The organism is Buttiauxella massiliensis (assembly GCF_902500225.1).
Taxonomy (GTDB): Bacteria; Pseudomonadota; Gammaproteobacteria; order Enterobacterales; family Enterobacteriaceae; genus Buttiauxella; species Buttiauxella massiliensis.
The window spans coordinates 347,102-365,286 of the sequence record NZ_LR722650.1; the positions used below are offsets into that span (position 1 = coordinate 347,102).

Annotated in this window: 23 protein-coding genes and 1 pseudogene; 12 read left to right on the forward strand and 12 right to left on the reverse strand. The window is 47.5% G+C overall.

Annotation, left to right across the window (positions count from 1 at the left end; all coding sequences use genetic code 11):
- Positions 1-151 precede the first annotated feature (151 nt).
- Entirely contained in the window at positions 152-943 is a 792-nt protein-coding gene (locus GC128_RS06125; protein ID WP_151993634.1) for an IclR family transcriptional regulator domain-containing protein, read from the forward strand.
- On the opposite strand, the gene GC128_RS06130 is transcribed toward GC128_RS06125, so the two are convergent.
- The 3 genes from GC128_RS06130 to GC128_RS06140 all read right to left on the reverse strand — a co-directional run bounded on the left by GC128_RS06130 (position 935) and on the right by GC128_RS06140 (position 3,696).
- On the reverse strand, positions 935-1,465 hold the full coding sequence (locus GC128_RS06130; protein WP_151993563.1) for a GNAT family N-acetyltransferase: 531 nt from the start codon (positions 1,463-1,465) through the stop codon (positions 935-937). The genes GC128_RS06125 and GC128_RS06130 overlap by 9 nt on opposite strands.
- 2 nt (positions 1,466-1,467) lie before the next feature.
- Positions 1,468-2,880, reverse strand: coding sequence for an aminotransferase-like domain-containing protein (locus tag GC128_RS06135; RefSeq protein ID WP_151993564.1), 1,413 nt, complete (start codon positions 2,878-2,880; stop codon positions 1,468-1,470).
- Between the two features lie 111 nt (positions 2,881-2,991).
- The gene (locus GC128_RS06140) at positions 2,992-3,696 is read right to left on the reverse strand and encodes an alpha/beta hydrolase (RefSeq protein ID WP_151993565.1); all 705 of its coding nucleotides are present in this window, start codon (positions 3,694-3,696) and stop codon (positions 2,992-2,994) included.
- A gap of 289 nt (positions 3,697-3,985) precedes the next feature.
- Between GC128_RS06140 and GC128_RS06145 the strand changes: the two genes are divergently transcribed.
- From GC128_RS06145 to GC128_RS06160, 4 genes are all read left to right on the forward strand, one after another.
- Entirely contained in the window at positions 3,986-4,417 is a 432-nt protein-coding gene (locus GC128_RS06145; RefSeq protein ID WP_151993566.1) for a type II toxin-antitoxin system HicB family antitoxin, read from the forward strand.
- A 417-nt stretch (positions 4,418-4,834) separates the two neighbouring features.
- Entirely contained in the window at positions 4,835-6,235 is a 1,401-nt protein-coding gene (locus GC128_RS06150) for a cytochrome ubiquinol oxidase subunit I (RefSeq protein ID WP_151993567.1), read from the forward strand.
- A complete protein-coding gene (gene cydB / locus GC128_RS06155; protein WP_151993568.1) occupies positions 6,235-7,248 on the forward strand; it encodes a cytochrome d ubiquinol oxidase subunit II in 1,014 nt (337 codons plus the stop codon). Before GC128_RS06150 ends, cydB begins: the two co-directional genes overlap by 1 nt.
- Positions 7,248-7,370 carry a DUF2474 domain-containing protein gene (locus GC128_RS06160; RefSeq protein WP_064519133.1) on the forward strand — a complete coding sequence of 41 codons (123 nt, stop codon included), beginning with the start codon at positions 7,248-7,250 and terminating at the stop codon, positions 7,368-7,370. The genes cydB and GC128_RS06160 overlap by 1 nt, the downstream gene beginning before the upstream one ends.
- A gap of 27 nt (positions 7,371-7,397) precedes the next feature.
- On the opposite strand, the gene GC128_RS06165 is transcribed toward GC128_RS06160, so the two are convergent.
- Entirely contained in the window at positions 7,398-7,643 is a 246-nt protein-coding gene (locus GC128_RS06165; RefSeq protein WP_193216223.1) for a hypothetical protein, read from the reverse strand.
- A 129-nt stretch (positions 7,644-7,772) separates the two neighbouring features.
- Here GC128_RS06165 and GC128_RS06170 point away from each other — a divergent pair, with 129 nt between their 5' ends.
- Complete coding sequence (locus tag GC128_RS06170) at positions 7,773-8,102, forward strand: SMR family transporter (protein WP_034457061.1); 330 nt, start codon at positions 7,773-7,775, stop codon at positions 8,100-8,102.
- Positions 8,103-8,311: 209 nt separating this feature from the next.
- Positions 8,312-8,557, forward strand: a complete 246-nt coding sequence (locus GC128_RS06175; RefSeq protein ID WP_064519219.1) for a DUF2554 family protein — start codon at positions 8,312-8,314, stop codon at positions 8,555-8,557.
- Positions 8,558-8,616: 59 nt separating this feature from the next.
- Here GC128_RS06175 and GC128_RS06180 read toward each other — a convergent pair whose 3' ends face one another.
- Positions 8,617-9,360 carry an SDR family oxidoreductase gene (locus tag GC128_RS06180; protein ID WP_151993569.1) on the reverse strand — a complete coding sequence of 248 codons (744 nt, stop codon included), beginning with the start codon at positions 9,358-9,360 and terminating at the stop codon, positions 8,617-8,619.
- Positions 9,361-9,530: 170 nt separating this feature from the next.
- Between GC128_RS06180 and GC128_RS06185 the strand changes: the two genes are divergently transcribed.
- The gene (locus GC128_RS06185) at positions 9,531-9,833 is read left to right on the forward strand and encodes a winged helix-turn-helix transcriptional regulator (RefSeq protein WP_151993635.1); all 303 of its coding nucleotides are present in this window, start codon (positions 9,531-9,533) and stop codon (positions 9,831-9,833) included.
- 50 nt (positions 9,834-9,883) lie between these two features.
- On the opposite strand, the gene GC128_RS06190 is transcribed toward GC128_RS06185, so the two are convergent.
- The 5 genes and pseudogenes from GC128_RS06190 to cybB all read right to left on the reverse strand — a co-directional run bounded on the left by GC128_RS06190 (position 9,884) and on the right by cybB (position 12,684).
- Positions 9,884-11,002, reverse strand: coding sequence for an S-(hydroxymethyl)glutathione dehydrogenase/class III alcohol dehydrogenase (locus GC128_RS06190; RefSeq protein WP_151993570.1), 1,119 nt, complete (start codon positions 11,000-11,002; stop codon positions 9,884-9,886).
- A gap of 31 nt (positions 11,003-11,033) precedes the next feature.
- A complete protein-coding gene (locus GC128_RS06195) occupies positions 11,034-11,309 on the reverse strand; it encodes a metal/formaldehyde-sensitive transcriptional repressor (RefSeq protein WP_064519147.1) in 276 nt (91 codons plus the stop codon).
- A gap of 240 nt (positions 11,310-11,549) precedes the next feature.
- Positions 11,550-11,819 carry a hypothetical protein gene (locus GC128_RS06200; RefSeq protein WP_151993571.1) on the reverse strand — a complete coding sequence of 90 codons (270 nt, stop codon included), beginning with the start codon at positions 11,817-11,819 and terminating at the stop codon, positions 11,550-11,552.
- A 159-nt stretch (positions 11,820-11,978) separates the two neighbouring features.
- Positions 11,979-12,134: pseudogene (locus GC128_RS23070) on the reverse strand (XRE family transcriptional regulator); the annotation flags it as partial.
- A 19-nt stretch (positions 12,135-12,153) separates the two neighbouring features.
- Positions 12,154-12,684, reverse strand: a complete 531-nt coding sequence (gene cybB / locus GC128_RS06210) for a cytochrome b561 (RefSeq protein WP_151993572.1) — start codon at positions 12,682-12,684, stop codon at positions 12,154-12,156.
- A 190-nt stretch (positions 12,685-12,874) separates the two neighbouring features.
- Here cybB and gap point away from each other — a divergent pair, with 190 nt between their 5' ends.
- On the forward strand, positions 12,875-13,876 hold the full coding sequence (gene gap / locus GC128_RS06215) for a type I glyceraldehyde-3-phosphate dehydrogenase (RefSeq protein WP_151993573.1): 1,002 nt from the start codon (positions 12,875-12,877) through the stop codon (positions 13,874-13,876).
- Positions 13,877-13,921: 45 nt separating this feature from the next.
- Here the strand turns inward: gap and dbpA are convergent, their stop codons facing one another.
- Positions 13,922-15,295, reverse strand: coding sequence for an ATP-dependent RNA helicase DbpA (gene dbpA / locus GC128_RS06220; RefSeq protein WP_151993574.1), 1,374 nt, complete (start codon positions 15,293-15,295; stop codon positions 13,922-13,924).
- Between the two features lie 271 nt (positions 15,296-15,566).
- Between dbpA and GC128_RS06225 the strand changes: the two genes are divergently transcribed.
- The gene (locus tag GC128_RS06225; protein ID WP_034455482.1) at positions 15,567-15,857 is read left to right on the forward strand and encodes a Bor family protein; all 291 of its coding nucleotides are present in this window, start codon (positions 15,567-15,569) and stop codon (positions 15,855-15,857) included.
- Positions 15,858-16,218: 361 nt separating this feature from the next.
- Here the strand turns inward: GC128_RS06225 and GC128_RS06230 are convergent, their stop codons facing one another.
- Positions 16,219-16,581 carry a hypothetical protein gene (locus tag GC128_RS06230; RefSeq protein WP_151993575.1) on the reverse strand — a complete coding sequence of 121 codons (363 nt, stop codon included), beginning with the start codon at positions 16,579-16,581 and terminating at the stop codon, positions 16,219-16,221.
- Positions 16,582-17,072: 491 nt separating this feature from the next.
- On the opposite strand from GC128_RS06230, the gene GC128_RS06235 reads away from it, so the two are divergent.
- Entirely contained in the window at positions 17,073-17,477 is a 405-nt protein-coding gene (locus tag GC128_RS06235) for an MbcA/ParS/Xre antitoxin family protein (RefSeq protein WP_151993576.1), read from the forward strand.
- On the forward strand, positions 17,477-18,166 hold the full coding sequence (locus GC128_RS06240; RefSeq protein ID WP_151993577.1) for an RES family NAD+ phosphorylase: 690 nt from the start codon (positions 17,477-17,479) through the stop codon (positions 18,164-18,166). Before GC128_RS06235 ends, GC128_RS06240 begins: the two co-directional genes overlap by 1 nt.
- Positions 18,167-18,185: the final 19 nt, after the last annotated feature.

Here is an 18,185-nt window from a genome sequence, read left to right on the forward strand (position 1 = left end):
TTCACCGTTAATTTGTGATCCCAGTGGAATATTCTTCATATTGATTGATTCACGATTGTCGCTAAGCAGCGGTTAGCGCATTCTGAAGAACATTCTGACGCGACCGTGGGACATTTAAATGGCAGGCAGCAATCCTGAAAACATTGAAGTTATGGCGAGCGAAAATGAAGAAATTCAATCTGTTGCAAAACGCGACCCTAATTTTATGCTCTCTCTGGCTCGTGGCCTGGAAGTGCTCAACGCTTTTACCCCCCAGCGCCAGCGTTTGACTATTTCGCAACTGAGCCAGAAAACCCATATTTCACGCGCCGCTGTACGCCGTTGCCTGTATACCCTTGCGACACTGGGTATGGTGCATAGCCCTGATGGCCGCAGCTATGAATTGCTGCCGCGAGTACTGACCGTTGGGCATGCGTATCTGGCGGGTACGCCGCTGGCAAAAGCTGCGCAAATATCGCTGGATAACCTGAGTAAAAGCCTGAGCCAATCTTGCTCGGTCGCCACACTTGATGGAGATGACGTGCTGTATATCGCACGCACGGCAGTCAATAACCTGGTGAGCATCGATATTGGCCGGGGAAGTCGCCTGCCGGCATGGGCCACATCAATGGGCCGCGTACTGTTAAGCGCATTGCCGGAGGCAGAACTTGAAGCATGGCTGGGACGGGCAAAGCTTATCCGCTACACCCAATACTCGATTACGACAATTGCACAATTGCGCGAGGAGATTGCGCTAGTGCGCCGCCAGGGGTATGCCATTAACGACCAGCAACTTGAAATTGGACTGCGTTCTGTAGCGGTGCCGATGCTGGCACACGGTGGAAAAGTCGTGGCGGCGATGAACGTAGGAGTACCTGCTGCAGAACTTACAGTGGCCGATCTTCGTGCGCAAATATTGCCGCCGTTACGTCGTGCTGCAGCAGAGTTATCGATGTCACTTTAGGTTGGCGATCCGGTAAACAACATGTCGCCGTAAGGGATGCCCTTCATCCAGAAGGGGATGATCAAACTCCTCACCGCGCTGCATACCGATTTTTTCCATCACGCACTGCGAAGGGATATTATCCAGCGCGGTAAATGCCACAATTTCTTTCATCCCATACTGCTTAAAGCCGATTTCCAATGCTTTACGCGCCGCTTCTGGTGCATAGCCCTTACCCCAGAATGCGTTATCAAGCCGCCAGCCAATTTCAATAACCGGTGAAAAAGGCAGCTCATAGCCGGGAACATTTAGCCCAACAAAACCTATAAATGCCCCGCTACTTTTCTCCTCCACAGCCCAAAAACCCCAGCCGTTCTCCGCCATTCGTTGTTCGATAGTCTTGGCCATATCGTCACTTTCTTCACGCGTAAGCGTCTTCGGAAAGTGGCGCATCACTTCAGGATTAGCATTTAACGCGGCAAACGGCTCGCGGTCGCTCTGTTTCCATTGCCGTAGAATCAGGCGTTCAGTGTGGTACGCCATGGCTACTCCTTAATTTGATTTCTGATGAGGTTCGCTAATGTCTCCACCGCGTGTTGTTCCCGCTCACCTAAAGCCCATGAAGCATTCAGGCGAAAATAGTTATGCCAGGCGCCCCCGGTGGTGAACATTTTGCCCGGCGCGATACTGATTTTATGGGTTATAGCCTGCTCACTAAGCACGCTGGCATCCATGTATTCCGGCAGTTCAACCCAGACGAAATAGCCACTTTCAGTGTGATGGATTTTTACTTCCGCGGGGAAAAGCTGATGTAGCGCCTGCAAGGTTTGCTGTTTACGCTCAGCCAGAATGCGCCGCAACTTCCGTAAGTGCGTGTCGTAGCGCTTGGTCGCCAGATAATCGACCAGAGCCAACTGCATCGGCGAGCTTGTGGAAAGTGTGCTCATTAACTGAAGCTGCTGAATACGACGTGCATGCTTTCCTGCCGCCACCCAACCAATACGAAATCCCGCCACCAGACATTTTGAAAATGACGAACAATGCAGCGTAATACCCTGAGCATCATATGCACGTGCCGGTAATGGACGTTCGCGGCCGTAATAAAGCTCGCTATATACGTCATCTTCGATGAGTGTCACATCGTGTTGTTGCAACAATTCAACCAGTTGCTGCTTCTTTTCTGGTGACAACGTCACGCCAAGCGGGTTCTGGGCGTTGGTCATTAACCAGCAGGCTTTTACTGGATAATCGTTGAGCGCCTGTTCCAGCGCCACTAAATCGATACCGTTTTGCGGATCGGTCGCCACAGACAGAGCCTTTAAACGCAAGCGTTCCAGCGCCTGTAGTGCACCGTAAAAACAGGGGTTTTCAACGATCACCCAATCCCCCGGTTCGGTCACCGCTTGTAGACTAAGGTTTAGCGCTTCTAGCGCGCCAGCGGTGATGACAATTTCGTCCGGCGAAACTTGCATTCCGTGTTGTGCATAACGTCGAGCAATTGCGTGGCGCAGCGCTTCATTACCCGGTGGCAAATTTTCAATCACGCTCATCGCTGTTGCCGTTTTACTGACGGTCGCAAGCGAGCGGTTAAGTTGTTGCAGCGGGAATAAACGTGGGTCGGGGAACGCGGAGCCGAATGGCACTACGGTTGAGTCGCCGCTGGCCTGCAACACATCAAAAATGTAGGTATTAATATCTACCGCTTCATCACGCGTCACTTTTACAGGAGCTATCGCACTCCGCGTTGCCGGGCGAGATGCCACGTAATAGCCGGACTGCGGCCGGGCGACAATTACGCCCTGGCTCTCAAGTGTCTGATAGGAATGGCTAACTGTCATAAAACTCATGCCACTTAGCGTGACTTGCTCACGTAGCGACGGCAACTTATCCCCAGGAAGCCATGCACCTAGGGCAATTTGATCGATAATCTGTTGGGCAAGGTGCTGGTATTTTTTCATTTTTTGGCAGTACCATTTCTATATCAGAGCGCTAAAAATACGCCAATTTAGTAAACTGTTATAGGCAAATAACGCTTTTTCTCTGCAAGTGTTTAGCGGTAACTCCGCTATTTATTTAGATAAACAGCGTTCAAAAGCAGAACGGTTTTTTTCATATAAGTCAGGAGACAGCATTAAGCTATCCCATATGCTGTTATGACCTGCCCCCGGAATAATCAGAAGATCTTTTTTGGCAGCATTCACTGCAGAATCCGCCAGCTTTTGGGGTATTTCAGAAGGAATGATCGCGTCATTCTGTGCTGCAATAACAAGCAAGTTACCCGTGAATCCAGCTGCAATATCCCATGCATCTGTGGCTTCCCAGCTTCGGTGTTTACGAATGATTTGTGAAAAATCAGGACCAAATTTGACCTTGTAAGCGGACTTTGCGTAAACACCTGGAACCATGAGAATCAAGGATCTCAGTTGAATAGAGGTACTTAGATGCAGCGCATTATAGGCCCCCATGCTTACACCCATACATCCTGACAAAGGATGATTCAGATGGGCAATGACAGCCTCTGCTTGCCTGGTACGGCTCAAGAGAGAAGACTCATATAACTCCCCTCCGGTCTCCCCGTGACCGATGAAGTCAAAAACAGTCGTTCCATAACCTAACTCTTTTAAAAGAAGGCGATATTTAGAGAAAACCTTGCGATCCTTACCTCCCCCATGGAGCATCAAAATATGCCCCTTACAACCAGGTGTAGTCTCGGCAATTATTGTTTTACCGTGAAATGGCACATGGAAAGAGTGGTTTAAAGCTCCGTCGGTCATTGCGTTACCATGTTCTTATATATGGTTAGTTATCTATTTTTACTGTGGTGCAGTGGTTTATTCAACAAAACAATTAACTTTCACCCGCCATATATAGAGCTTCGGGGTTTATACAGTCACTTCAAGTATTATTGGTAATGAAATTCTTCGAGTGATGACAAAAAACAGCCATACATACAGAGATCGTTCTGGATTATCGTTGTTGCTAAAAAATAAAAGACAACATTTTTGTTATATTTATAACCTTATATGTTACTGTGCTTGCATCACCAGAAACAAGGTCAGGTAAATGTTTAAATTTTCGGTAACAGCAGCGTTAAATGACGATACTGATGAGTACGAAATAAGCTCTCGTGATTTTGATAATTTGCACTCAGTCGCTTTTGCTGAGGATGATATTGAACTAGAGGCCAGGGATGCTATTACAGCGATGATTGGCGAATTAATTGACTCACGCATACCAGTGCCAACGCCATCGGCTGTGCTGGAGGGCGAGTTAGTGATTCATCTTCCTGTGCTTACATGCCTGAAGGCCACTCTTCACAACGCCATGATTAATACCGGGACAAGAAAGGCTGACCTTGCAAGAAAACTTAATCAGAAAGGCCCTCAGATTGACAGGCTTTTGGATGTCAGCCACGCATCGAAAGTAGAAACTCTGGAGCAGGCCTTATATCTAATAGGATATGAAGTTTCAGTGTCTGTCTCGAAAGTCGCATAAAAGAAATAGAACCCATTAGCCGCTAAAGTTTATTTGCGGCTAATATTTTAAATTCAAATCAAACCCTTCCAGGCCAACGGCCGTGGGCCTTACATGTTTAACTCCTGATTAATACCCATGCTATTTCCAGGCCAATTTAAGCAATGTTACTGCGCGCATAAATATTAAATAAACTTAACAATTAAGGCGTATTCAATTGTAGATTTTCAGTTTCTGAATTACACATAAATGGTGTGTACATAAAAAAGATATTCATTGCTGTGTTTGAATTCATCCCGGCAATTGCGGAGTCGCATGGCCGGGATTTTTTATCGTTAAGTGAAAACTGTTATAGCTTTATGCTGAGAGTCTGTTTCTACAACCCAGGTGTGACGCGGCTTACAATCGAATCGAATCAATTTTTATGCGGAGTACTGCATGTTCGGTTTAGACGCTTTTCATCTGGCAAGAATTCAGTTTGCATTTACTGTCTCCTTCCACATTATTTTCCCTGCCATCACCATCGGGCTTGCCAGCTATCTGGCAGTGCTGGAAGGGTTATGGCTGAAATCTAAAAATCCGACTTATCGTTCGCTATACGATTTCTGGTCAAAGATCTTCGCGGTTAACTTCGGCATGGGCGTGGTGTCCGGGCTGGTAATGGCCTATCAGTTCGGCACTAACTGGAGCGGTTTTTCTCAATTTGCGGGCAGCATCACTGGGCCGCTTTTGACCTATGAAGTGCTGACGGCATTTTTCCTGGAAGCCGGTTTCCTGGGCGTGATGTTGTTTGGCTGGAAACGTGTCGGGCCTGGGCTGCATTTCTTTGCCACCTGTATGGTGGCACTAGGCACGCTTATCTCGACCTTCTGGATTCTGGCCTCTAATAGCTGGATGCAAACGCCGCAAGGGTTTGAAATTCACAACGGCCAGGTGGTGCCGGTGGACTGGTTCGCGGTGGTGTTTAACCCCTCCTTCCCTTACCGCCTGTTGCATATGTCGGTAGCTGCATTCCTCAGTAGTGCCTTTTTTGTTGGTGCATCGGCAGCCTGGCATCTGCTGCGTGGCAACAAAAGCCCAGCCATTAAAACCATGTTTTCAATGGCGCTTTGGATGGCGTTAATTGTTGCTCCGCTGCAAGCCATGATTGGTGATATGCACGGACTCAATACCCTGAAACACCAGCCTGCAAAAATTGCCGCTATTGAAGGCCATTGGGAGAATGTCCCCGGGGAGCCAACTCCGCTACTGCTGTTTGGCTGGCCAGATATGGAGCAAGAGCGCACGCGCTTTGGTCTTGAAATCCCGGCACTTGGCAGCCTGATCCTCACCCATAGTCTGGATAAGCAAGTTCCAGCGCTAAAAGAGTTCCCAAAAGAAGACCGTCCAAACTCAACGATGGTGTTCTGGTCGTTCCGTATTATGGCGGGCTTGGGCATGTTGATGATTCTGGCGGGCGTGATGAGTTTGTGGCTGCGCTATCGTCATCGTTTATACGAGAACCGTGCCTTCCTGCGCTTTATGTTGTGGATGGGTCCATCCGGGCTCATCGCTATTCTGGCCGGTTGGGTCACGACAGAAGTGGGACGCCAGCCGTGGGTTGTGTACGGTCTGCTGCGCACTAAAGATGCTGTTTCAGCACACGGCAACTTGCAGATGAGCATCAGCCTTTTGACCTTCTTTGTGGTGTATATGTCGGTATTTGGCGTGGGATATAGCTATATGATCCGCCAAATTAAGAAAGGGCCACAACCTTTTAACGACGACACACCTCCTACGCACGGCACACCTTCTCGTCCGCTCTCTGCGGCAACTCAATCATTAGAGGAGTTACGTTAATGGGCGTCGACCTGTCAGTTATCTGGTTTGTCATTATTGTCTTCGCCACACTTATGTACATCGTGATGGATGGTTTTGATCTCGGCATCGGTATTCTGTTTCCGTTTGTTCGTGACGCAGATGACCGCGATGTGATGGTGAATAGCGTGGCTCCCGTTTGGGACGGCAACGAAACCTGGCTGGTTCTCGGGGGGGCTGCATTATTTGGGGCATTCCCTCTCGCATACGCCGTTATTATTGATGCACTCACCATTCCGTTAACGTTAATGCTCATTGGCCTGATTTTTCGTGGTGTGGCATTCGAGTTCCGCTTTAAAGCAACGCCTGCGCATCGGCCTTTCTGGGATAAAGCATTTATTGGTGGTTCAATAGTGGCGACGTTTTGCCAGGGCATTGTGGTTGGGGCGGTAATTTCTGGCTTCCCGGTCATCGGGCGCACCTTTGGTGGCTCTCAACTGGACTGGATTACACCGTTTAATCTGTTCTGTGGAGTTGGTCTGGTGGTGGCATATGCGCTACTGGGGGCGAGTTGGCTGGTCATGAAAAGCGAAGATCCTTTGCTGAAAACCATGCGTAAAGTCGTAAAACCACTGCTGGTGATGATGTTGGCTGTTACCGCGATTATCAGTATCTGGACGCCACTTGCTCATCCGCAAATCGCTGCCCGCTGGTTTAGCCTGCCGAATCTGTATTTCCTGTTGCCGGTACCCCTTCTGGTGGTGTTGTGCAGCATCTGGTTATGGAAAGCAGTCGGTTCCGAGGAAAGCTGGCATAGCACACCGTTTTTGCTGACGCTGGGGCTGATTTTCTTAGGCTTTAGCGGACTCGGCATCAGTATCTGGCCCTATCTCATTCCGCCGTCAATTACGCTTTGGCAGGCTGCAGCGCCACCGCAAAGTCAGGGCTTTATGCTGGTCGGCGCGCTGTTTATTATCCCGATCATTTTGGTTTACACCTTCTGGAGCTATTACGTTTTTCGCGGAAAAGTACAACATGGCGAGGGGTATCACTGATGAAACAGACCGGGATCCGTTTGTTATGGATGGTGGCGTTATGGGGCGCGAGTGTTTTGGCTTTGACCGCTGTGGGGATGGGATTCCGGCTGCTGATGACAGCCGCCGGGTTTAAGTCCTGAGATAAAAATGTCGGATAACGTTTACGCTTATCCGACATTGATTTTTAGATGGCTAACACACCGCTGGCCGCTTCCATATAACGCAACGAGAAGTAGATTCTGTCCTGGCCGGCTGGAACGGGCGTCGATAACTTTCCCCGCAGACGGTGCTTTCAGGTACAGCGCCCGTTCAGCATCGGTCAGCATTTGCGTTCCCGCTCCATCCTGCACCCATACTTTTACGCCACTATGGCTAAGGGTTGTCAGCCATTTACGGTAAGAGTCAGGCGTCATATTTCCGGCAAAGAAGCTACCTGGCTTTGCAAATCCAGTTGAGAATTTTCTGTGACAACGAGGGCATTTCTTGCCACAAATGGCTTTGATCTTTACATTGACGGCCTGAATAGTGAGGGAGAAACGAACATGACCTATATCTGGCTGATTGTGGCAATTATTGCCGAAGTGATTGCGACCACTTCACTAAAACTCTCCGAAGGCTTTAGCCGTTTATGGCCAAGCGTGGTCACAATTGTGTTCTACGGCGTGGCGTTTTATTGCCTATCGGTAACCATGCGCACCATCCCTACTGGGATTATTTATGCAATTTGGTCAGGTGCTGGAATTGTATTAATCGGCGCGGTGGGCTGGATTTTTTTGGGGCAGAAACTTGATTGGCCGGCGATCGCGGGTATGGCATTGATTATTATTGGCGTGTTAGTCATTAACTTATTTTCAAAGTCGGTCGCGCATTAACCCCTCTTTTTATAGCCATGTTTGCGGGCATTCCCAACACGAATGCTTGCCAGCATGGCATATCAATTATTAACCATTCGTAAACCAAATCTTAACTATTGAACCTTTTACACTGCTGACAATTCTTTTGCATTTTTTCTAAAACTTGAATAGTAACCAGACGGAATTATCTATACAGTGTGCCCGTCACGTTAATGAGGTTGATGGTAATGGTTAAACAATTGAGATCAAAATTAGGGATGATTTTGTTGCTGATAGGCACGGCGTTGTTCTCCGGGCAGACTACAGCGCAAACACATGGTCATTTTTATTTGGTCGTCAAAAGTGCTGACATGTTGCTACGCCATCAGGCTGATAGTGACGAAATCCGTCAGGCTGCCGAGGATTCCGCCGCCGATTTTCGTGAGCAGCATTTTCACGTGAAAGAGCGCCGCGCCGGGACTTATCAACTCTAAGACTTTATAACTCAGTTCGATTTAAACGTGGTAAATCGAACTGAGCTCTTCAATCGCTCTTACAAATTACCTACCCCACCATCTATTAATATTTCGCTGCCGACCATAAAGGCAGACTCATCGGATGCGAGAAAGACGGCAGCTTTTGCCAATTCGAGAGGCGTACCCAAACGTCCGATTGGCACGAGCGCACGAATCTCTTCGCGGAGTACTTCCTGCGACGCACCATTGCCAAGCTTACCCAAAGCCGGGGTTTCTGTTGGGCCAGGGCTTAATCCATTCACCCGAACTCCTCGCGAGTGCAGCTCGCCAGAAAAGGTTCGCGCCAGAGAAAGGATTGCGGCTTTGCTGGCCGCGTAAACATTGCTTTGCGGCAAACCAATATGTGCACTCACGGAACCACAGACAATTATCGACGATGGGTTAGCCAGAAGCGGCAATAGCGCCTGAATCAAAAAGAACGGCCCTTTCAGATTGGTATTCATCAGCCGGTCATAACTGCTTTCGTCCCAGTCCTGTAGTGGATGATGCGTTACGTCGCCCGCATTTACATACAACACATTGAGACGCGGCCACCATTGTGCAATCTGTTCAGCCAAATCACGTTGTTGACCGATATTTCCCGCATCGCTGCGAATAATATGTACATTTCCCAGTTGCTCTTTCGCGGCCAATAATCCTGATTCGCTACGTCCGGTGATAGCAACCGTTGCCCCTTCCGCAAGAAACTGCCGCGCCGTCTCAAACCCAATACCGCTGGTGCCACCGGTGATTAACGCGTATTTACCTTGAAGTCTTCCCATTGCCGTTACCTCACTATTGACTAGTCAGCCCATTATTTACGCTATAGTATCTTTTGGATAGTAGGCACCATTTGGATACTAAGGCACTGGATGGGATGTATTGACTATTCACAGGAGCAAACGTGATAAATAATTTTTCGACCTTGCCCACGGCAGATCAAAGCTGCCCAATGGTCAGTTTCGTGAATCTGATTTCTGGGAAATGGGCGATCCCGATTCTTTATCGCTTGATGGTCATTGATGAACCAGTGCGCTTTAGCGATCTACAGCGTGCGGTTCATCCCATTACTCAAAAAGAGTTGACGCGCCAGCTACGTCAATTTGAATCCAGACGATTGGTGACCCGGCAAGTCTTCGCAGAAGTGCCACCGAGAGTGGAGTATCAGATAACGGAATTAGGGAAGTCGCTACGCCCTACGCTTGATTCGTTAGCGGATTGGATGCGGGAAAATAGTGGGCAGTTGAGAGAGTAGAACCCTCACTGATACGCTATTAAATGCAATCAGCGAGGGGTTTTTAACGGTTACTTATCGCCGAAATGGATAACGGTACGAATCGATTTACCTTCGTGCATTAAATCAAAGGCTTCATTGATTTGTTCAAGCGGCATACGGTGCGTAATGAACGGGTCAAGGTTGATTTTGCCAACCATCGCGTCTTCCACCATACCTGGCAACTGTGTGCGCCCTTTCACTCCGCCAAATGCAGAACCACGCCATACGCGGCCGGTTACCAACTGGAACGGACGAGTTTTGATCTCTTGACCTGCGCCCGCAACGCCGATGATTACGCTTTCACCCCAACCTTTATGGCAGCATTCGAGCGCGGAACGCATTACATTTACGTTGCCAATACATTCAAAGCTGAAATCGACGCCGCCGTCGGTCAGTTCGACAATCACGTCCTGAATCGGCTTTTCGTGGTCTTTCGGGTTGATGCAATCAGTCGCACCCATTTCGGTCGCCAGTTTGAATTTCTCTGGATTGGTGTCAATGGCCAGAATACGCCCGGCTTTCGCCTGTACCGCACCCTGAATAACCGCCAGACCAATACCACCAAGGCCAAATACTGCAACAGTATCGCCCTCTTTTACTTTCGCAGTGTTATGCACCGCGCCGATACCAGTGGTGACACCACAACCTAACAAGCACACTTTATCCAGTGGTGCCTGCGGGTTAACTTTTGCCAGAGAAATTTCCGCAACCACAGTGTACTCACTGAAAGTACTGGTGCCCATGTAATGGTAAATCGGTTCGCCATTATAAGAAAAACGCGTGGTGCCGTCTGGCATCAAACCTTTACCCTGAGTGGCACGAACGGCCTGGCACAGGTTAGTTTTGCCTGATTTACAGAACTTACACTCGCGGCATTCTGCAGTGTACAAAGGAATGACATGATCGCCTGGTTTCAGGCTAGTAACACCCTCGCCCACTTCCATAACGATACCGCCGCCTTCGTGGCCCAGCACTGCCGGGAACACGCCTTCAGGATCATCACCAGATAAGGTGAAAGCATCGGTATGGCAAACGCCAGTATGGGTAATCTTTACCAGCACTTCGCCTTTTTGTGGCGGTGCTACATCAATTTCTACGATTTCAAGCGGTTTGCCTGGGCCAAATGCAACAGCTGCACGTGATTTCATGTTCTTCTTCCGTCGTCAGGTGGGATGGATTTTATTTTAGATAAGAGCGAATTAAATTACCGACTTCTGCCATACGCACAGCACGCTGATCCTCAGAGGTTTCCCCCGCGACCAGCTCGTCTTTTAGATGGATCTCCATCATTTCACCCATCAGGCCGTTCGCCGCTCCGCGAACCGCTGCGATCTGTTGCAAGATTGCGATGCAAGGATCGCCATTTTCCAGGGCGCGCTCAATTGCTTCAGTCTGGCCACGTATGCGTCGCACGCGAGTCAGAATGCGTTTTTTGTCTTCAGGTGAATGTGGCATTTTGACCTCCTTATACTATAGGGGGGTATGGTACACTATTGTCAGAGATATTAAAGCACCGTTGAAAAATGTCAGTCTGCAAATACGTCAACAAGACGAATGTTTAAATCATGATGGAATCATAGCAGAGCGATTGTTTTCACCGAGGGATGGTACAAATGGAAGAATGAAGGTGAGAATAAGCAGCCGTTGGTGTTGTGGCTATTCCGGTGTCATAGCACCAACGGGATTTATGCTCTGCTACTTTTTGCGAAAAAGATTAATAGCAACTGCTGTCAGAATCCCTATTAAGGGCATGGCTATAGCGCCCGCTAAAAAATTGTTCTGGTCAATTCGTTTTTCCCGGCGGATATCAGCAAAGCGGGTAAGCGCGTGGTTTTCATCAATGGCACTGACCTCTTCGAATTGTTTTTCGTAACCCTGTTCAGTCAACCGAGCGGCTCCATCCGTGTCAGACCTTTCTAATACAACGGTTTGTTTACCTTTTTTAAAAAAGCGGTAATCCGGCATTTGGTGCTCCACATTGAGGAATATGTGATTAAACAACATACAGACTGGTATTAATTGCGTACATACCTGCCTGTGGATTGGCATCCATCTGCGCACTTATTTGCATTTTAGTTGATCAATTCCAGCAAAAACTGAAGTAGTGCTGCGATAGCTAACTGCACCGCTATTTTGTAAAAACCAGCGACGCCTCCGCTCGGGACTTATGTCGTGCTTACGTAGCCCTACATCGCTTATACGCGTTTTAGGATTCGCAAGCACGAGGTCATGGGCATGATCGATTAACAGTGGTGCACTATGCGCATTTTCAGTGGGACGAGGGCCAACTCCGTTGAATTTAGCCCTTTTTCCCTGGCAGCATGCGCAGCAATGTATTGTCTTTCCACACATAATGGTGGAACAGTGCGGCAAATGCATGAATGCCAATCACGAAGTAGCCGATGTTAGCGATAAGCTCGTGGTAGCTCTTGATGGTAAATTCCATATCCTCATCAGGTTCAATCGCATGCGGCATAGGAATGCCAAACACCGACCAGTCACTGCCTTTAAAGTACACCGTTGTAAAGCCGAGTATCGGTAACACAATAAACATCAGATAGATAATCGTGTGCACCAAATGGGACATTCCCGTAATAGCAGGATGCGGTTTCGGCGTAATCGCTGGAGCGCGATATTTAATGCGCACCAGCAAGCGGGCAATCATCAAAAAGAACACGCTGATCCCACAAGTCACATGAGTTGCGTTGAAGACAGGACGATACGATCGCGGTGCAAAACCTTTCAGTTCCATCGCGCAATATGCCCCCACTATCAATAAAAAAACCAGCCAATGAAGTGTTATCTGTAACGAGGTGTATTTGCTGCGCATTAAGGTGTCCTGCTTAGTCACAATGATTTTTCCAGGATAGCGGCTAATTCTTAGAAAATCATTAACATCTGGTGAAATTATCTAACATCCCCCCTGACAAAACCTGTTTGCGGCACCTCGGTTTATGAACTATCACTAGAGTTGATTAAGGATTAAGCAATTCCTGATGATTAAAAGTGGGGTTCATATCATGAGAAAAATCGGCATCAATGGCTTTGGTCGCATTGGTCGTCTGGTATTACGCCGTGTTCTTGAAACCAAAAGCGAAGTTGAAATTGTCGCTATCAACGATCTTACCTCGCCCAAAGTGCTTGCCTACTTGCTTAAGCATGACTCCAGCTATCATAACTTTGACGGAACAGTGGATTACACTGATGATGCGTTAATCGTCAACGGTAAGAACATTGCGGTGTATGCCGAAAAAGAGGCGAAAAATATCCCGTGGGGGAAATTGGGCGTTGAGATCGTTATCGAGTGCACTGGTTTCTATACTTCCGAAGAGAAAGCCAGCGCACATCTGGACGCAGGTGCGAAGAAAGTGCTGATTTCCGCACCTGCTGGCGATATGAAAACTATCGTCTTTAACGTTAACTGCAACACGATTACGCCAGAAGATAAAATCCTCTCTGTCGCCTCCTGCACCACTAACTGCCTGGCGCCAATGGCGAAAGCGCTGCACGACAACTTTGGTATTAAAGTTGGCACCATGACCACCATCCATGCATACACCGGTACACAATCACTGGTGGATGGACCGCGAGGTAAAGATCTACGTGCCTCTCGTGCTGCGGCACAAAATATTATTCCGCACACTACAGGTGCGGCGAAGGCTATTGGTCTGGTGATACCAGAGCTGCAAGGCAAACTCAAAGGGCATGCGCAACGCGTACCGACACTTACTGGTTCAGTAACAGAACTGGTGTCTATTCTTGAGAAAAAGGTGACGATAGAGGAAATTAACGCAGCGCTGAAAAAAGCAACTGAGGGTAATGAATCGTTTGGCTATACCGATGAGGAAATTGTGTCGTCCGATATAGTCGGCACGAATTTTGGTTCAGTGTTTGATGCAACACAGACGGAAGTGACAGAAGTTGGCGATTTGCAATTGGTTAAAACCGTGGCCTGGTACGATAACGAATACGGTTTTGTCACACAGTTGGTGCGGGTATTGGATGCGGTCGCGAAGGAATAACAGATCCCTCTCCCTGCCTGATTCGCAGGGAGAGGTTTTGAAGACTTATTTCAGCAAACGCACTTTAACGGATTTGCCTTTGATCTTGCCCTGTTGCAACTGTTTCCACGCATGGCGTGCAACAGACTCACGAACAGCAACATAAACGTGCATTGGGTGCACATCGATTTTACCGATATCCGCCCCATCCAGCCCCATGTCACCCGTCAACGCACCAAGAATATCGCCCGGGCGCATTTTCGCTTTCTTACCACCATCAATACACAACGTCGCCATTGTCGCTTCAAGTGGTTTGATGCTGCCACCGGTTGGTGCAGGTTGCCAGCTCAGGGACAAGTTCAGCATTTCTGCCAACACGCTGGCGCGTTGTGCTTCTTCTGGCGCGCAAAGACTGATAGCTAAACCACTTTCCCCCGCGCGTGCGGTACGGCCGATGCGGTGAACGTGAACTTCCGGGTCCCAGGATAGTTCGTAGTTGATGACCATTTCCAACGCTTTGATATCCAGGCCGCGAGCCGCAACATCGGTTGCCACTAACACCCTGCTGCTGCCGTTGGCGAAACGCACCAGCGTTTGATCGCGGTCACGCTGTTCCATGTCGCCGTGCAGCGCCAGCACGCTTTGATTGCTTTCACTCAACGCATCACAAACTGCCTGGCAATCTTTTTTGGTATTACAGAACACTACGCAAGACGCGGGCTCATGCTTGCTAAGCAGTTTTTGCAGCAGGCTGATTTTGCCACTGCGCGAGATTTCGTAGAACTGCTGTTCAACAGAGGGCAGTTCGTCTACTGAATCAATTTCGATAGTTTCCGGGGAGCGCTGCACACGGGAACTGATTGATGCAATCGCGGTAGGCCAGGTCGCAGAGAACAATAATGTCTGGCGATCCTGCGGTGCATGGCTGATGACTTCATCAATTGCATCTGCAAAGCCCATATCCAGCATACGGTCGGCTTCGTCGAGCACCAGCGTTTGCAAAGCGTTTAACTTAACGGTCTCTTTTTTCAAGTGATCCAGTAAACGGCCTGGTGTTGCGACAATGACATGCGGCGCATGTTGCAATGAATCGCGCTGAGCACCAAATGGCTGGCCGCCACATAGCGTCAGCACCTTGATATTTGGCATATAGCGAGCAAGGCGGCGTAATTCTTTGGCCACCTGATCGGCCAGTTCACGCGTTGGGCATAGCACCAGCGACTGAGTGATAAACTGGCTCGCATCAATATGTTGCAACAAACCGAGGCCAAAGGCCGCAGTTTTACCACTGCCGGTTTTCGCCTGAGCACGGACATCTTTCCCAGCCAGTATCGCGGGTAATGCAGCCGCCTGAACAGGCGTCATGGTGTGGTAACCAAGTTCGGTGAGATTGGCGAGTTGTTCTGCTGGCAGAACGTTTAGGGTAGAAAAAGATGTCACAGTTATACTCTCAATTAATGGGCTGTCAGACAGCGTCTGGCGCGCATCTTAGCAGATTTGAGGGGGCAACGCGGCAGTTTCAGGCAAAATAGCGCTGGAGTTTTCAATCATAAAGTCCCCATAGATAAACGTCGGTCCCGACCGTTTGTTCGGAATATAAACGGAAATCAAACGATAGCCGAGATAATTCTTAAGCATTACTAGTCGTATTTAATAACCACATATACAATGCAAAGCTGTTTATGGTGACCACAATAAAAATAAGGTATATATGAAAAAGTTAATGATAGCGGTTGTTGCTTCTGTGATTTTATCTGGCTGCGCCCAGCAAACATTCACGATTAACAAGGATATTGCTGAGAAACCACAGCAAACTACTACACACCATTTCTTTGTTAGCGGAATTGGTCAAACAAAAACTGTTGATGCTGCAGCTGTATGTGGTGGCGCTGATAAAGTTGTTCGCACTGAAGTGCAGCAGACATTTGCTGACGGTTTCCTTGGCTTTATCACTCTGGGGATTTATACCCCTCGCGATGCTCGCGTATATTGCTCTAAATAAATACCCTTGCCGGTGTTATGCACCGGTATTAAACATTTTTGATATAGTTAATACAAAATAATAACATGCCGAAATGATACCATCAGGCAATAGTATAAAAATAAATAAGAAGATGATTTTCAATGACATGGGGATTTAAAGTTGCAACAGCAATTCTAGTTGTTGTAGTGCTAGTTTGGATGATGCTAATTATCAATACATTTGATAAATATGCACATTTTCATTATTTGATCGATCAAATTGAAGGGACTTACTTGAGGTAACTTAAGCTAAATCACCTCAGTTTATAATATTGCGCTGATTCTAAAATCCCACCGCTGATACATTACCATTTCATAAAAACCATTAAAATATCAATGTATTAGCTAGTGTGGGTATTGATGTTGAGATAGACCATTAACTCAGCTTTTGCGCTCTGTTTAGCAGCTGCATCTTCAGCAACAATATAAAATGATCGGGATGACCCTTCTGGTGCTTTTTCTGCAGGATAGACTGTGTAATTTAAATCCTTCTTCCCTGATGCTATCTGGCATTTCATAGTCCACGCATTCAACTCTTTCTCATCACTCTTACATGTCGTCGGCCCGTATGAATAACTGAGATAAGAACTCACCCGCGCCTCTGCATCTTTTACATATGATGGAGCACAGTTGAGCCAATAACCCCCGCAAAGCACTAATGCAAGTGGTGTTGCGACTAAAGAAATAAGATGTGTTTTTTTCATGATCCCAGAGCTATTTTAAATTAGAGGGCTCGAAGTATATAGGAATCCCCTTATTGATTACACATTTTGAAATGGTTTTTTTATATTTGTATTAAAACGCATTTGATCACGCCAATAGTAACTGTGAGTGAATGTTATATTTGATATTAGTTTGCGGCGTCTAGATTTTAATTGATTGTTAAATATATGATCACACCTGTTGCGTACAACGACATAAAGCGAGTAACTAATTAGTTTCTTTTCCCTTAAAATATATCCATACAATATTTAAGACTTTCTATTTATTTGGCAATTATCACTCATCCCATAATACCGGGCATCAATTCCTACCCGCGTTTGACTCTGAAGGCAGATCATTTCTGCGTCAGGTCTTGCTCCCACATGCGGTTAGCTACGTCTTAATTGTACATATATGAACAATTCCTCTATGCTTGTAATTAAGTTAACTCATGTCTCAGTTTTTGGCTGGCACAGATTATACAGGAGGACATATGGCTAACACAGCACAGAAAGACCATCTAAATGGCGCCATTGACCACAGCAAAGCGCTACCTGTGGTGTTTCGCATTCTGGATAAATGGCACTGCAATTCTGATGAACAACTGAAATTACTGGGTATTTCATCGCGTTCAACATTGAACAAATACAAAGAATCCGGTGGAGGTATTCGTCTAACCTTGGACATGCAGGAACGAATGAGCTACATCCTCAATATTCATAAGTGTCTGCGATTGCTGTTTACAGCTGACGACAGCATTTATGGCTGGGTGCGCAAACCTAATAGCCATCCTTTCTTTGCTGGACGCACAGCCATGGATGTGATGAAAAGTGGCCGAGTGGCTGACCTGTATGAGGTTGCCAAACGGCTGCATGCATGGCGTGGGGGAATGGCTTAATGCAAGAGCCGCCACTAACCAAGTTCGAAGGGGAGAAAGCCTATCGGATAATCCCAAGTCGCTATCCAACAATTGATTTGTATGAAGATGTTGCTAGCACCGACGAACTTGAGGCTGTTTGGGCTATAGAGGCAATGACCAATGACCGGTTAAAAGAAGAGGCCGGAGAGTTGTCATTGGTGCCAAAACACGATTGGCTGGTGGGTATTCATGGAAGCAGTTATGTAATGGCGGCATTCACCCATTTAAATCCGGAGGGAGCACGATTTACCACTGATGATTTTGGCGGCTATTATTGTGCTCCTAAGTTAGATACCGCTATCAAAGAAACGGTGTACCACCAGGAGCGTGTATTAGGTTATACCTGCGAACCTGCACAGAAAGTGCAGATGCGCGTACTGTTAACTACATTCGACGCAACCTTGTCTGATATCACAAATGAACCGTTCCTCTCCTCACCTATCTATCACGCCACGGACTACAGCCAGGCAAAAGCCTTTGCTCAGACTCAGAAGTCCCAAAACGTGGACGGTATCCATTATCGCTCCGTTCGCCATACAGAGCATTTTTGCTATGTACTCTATCGACCTTGCCTGATTACTCATGTTCATCAGGCGCAACATTTAGAGTATCACTGGAATGGAAGCGCCATTACAAATGTACTCAGCATTCAGCTATATGGTGAATAGCGGAAAACCTCTGGTTTGG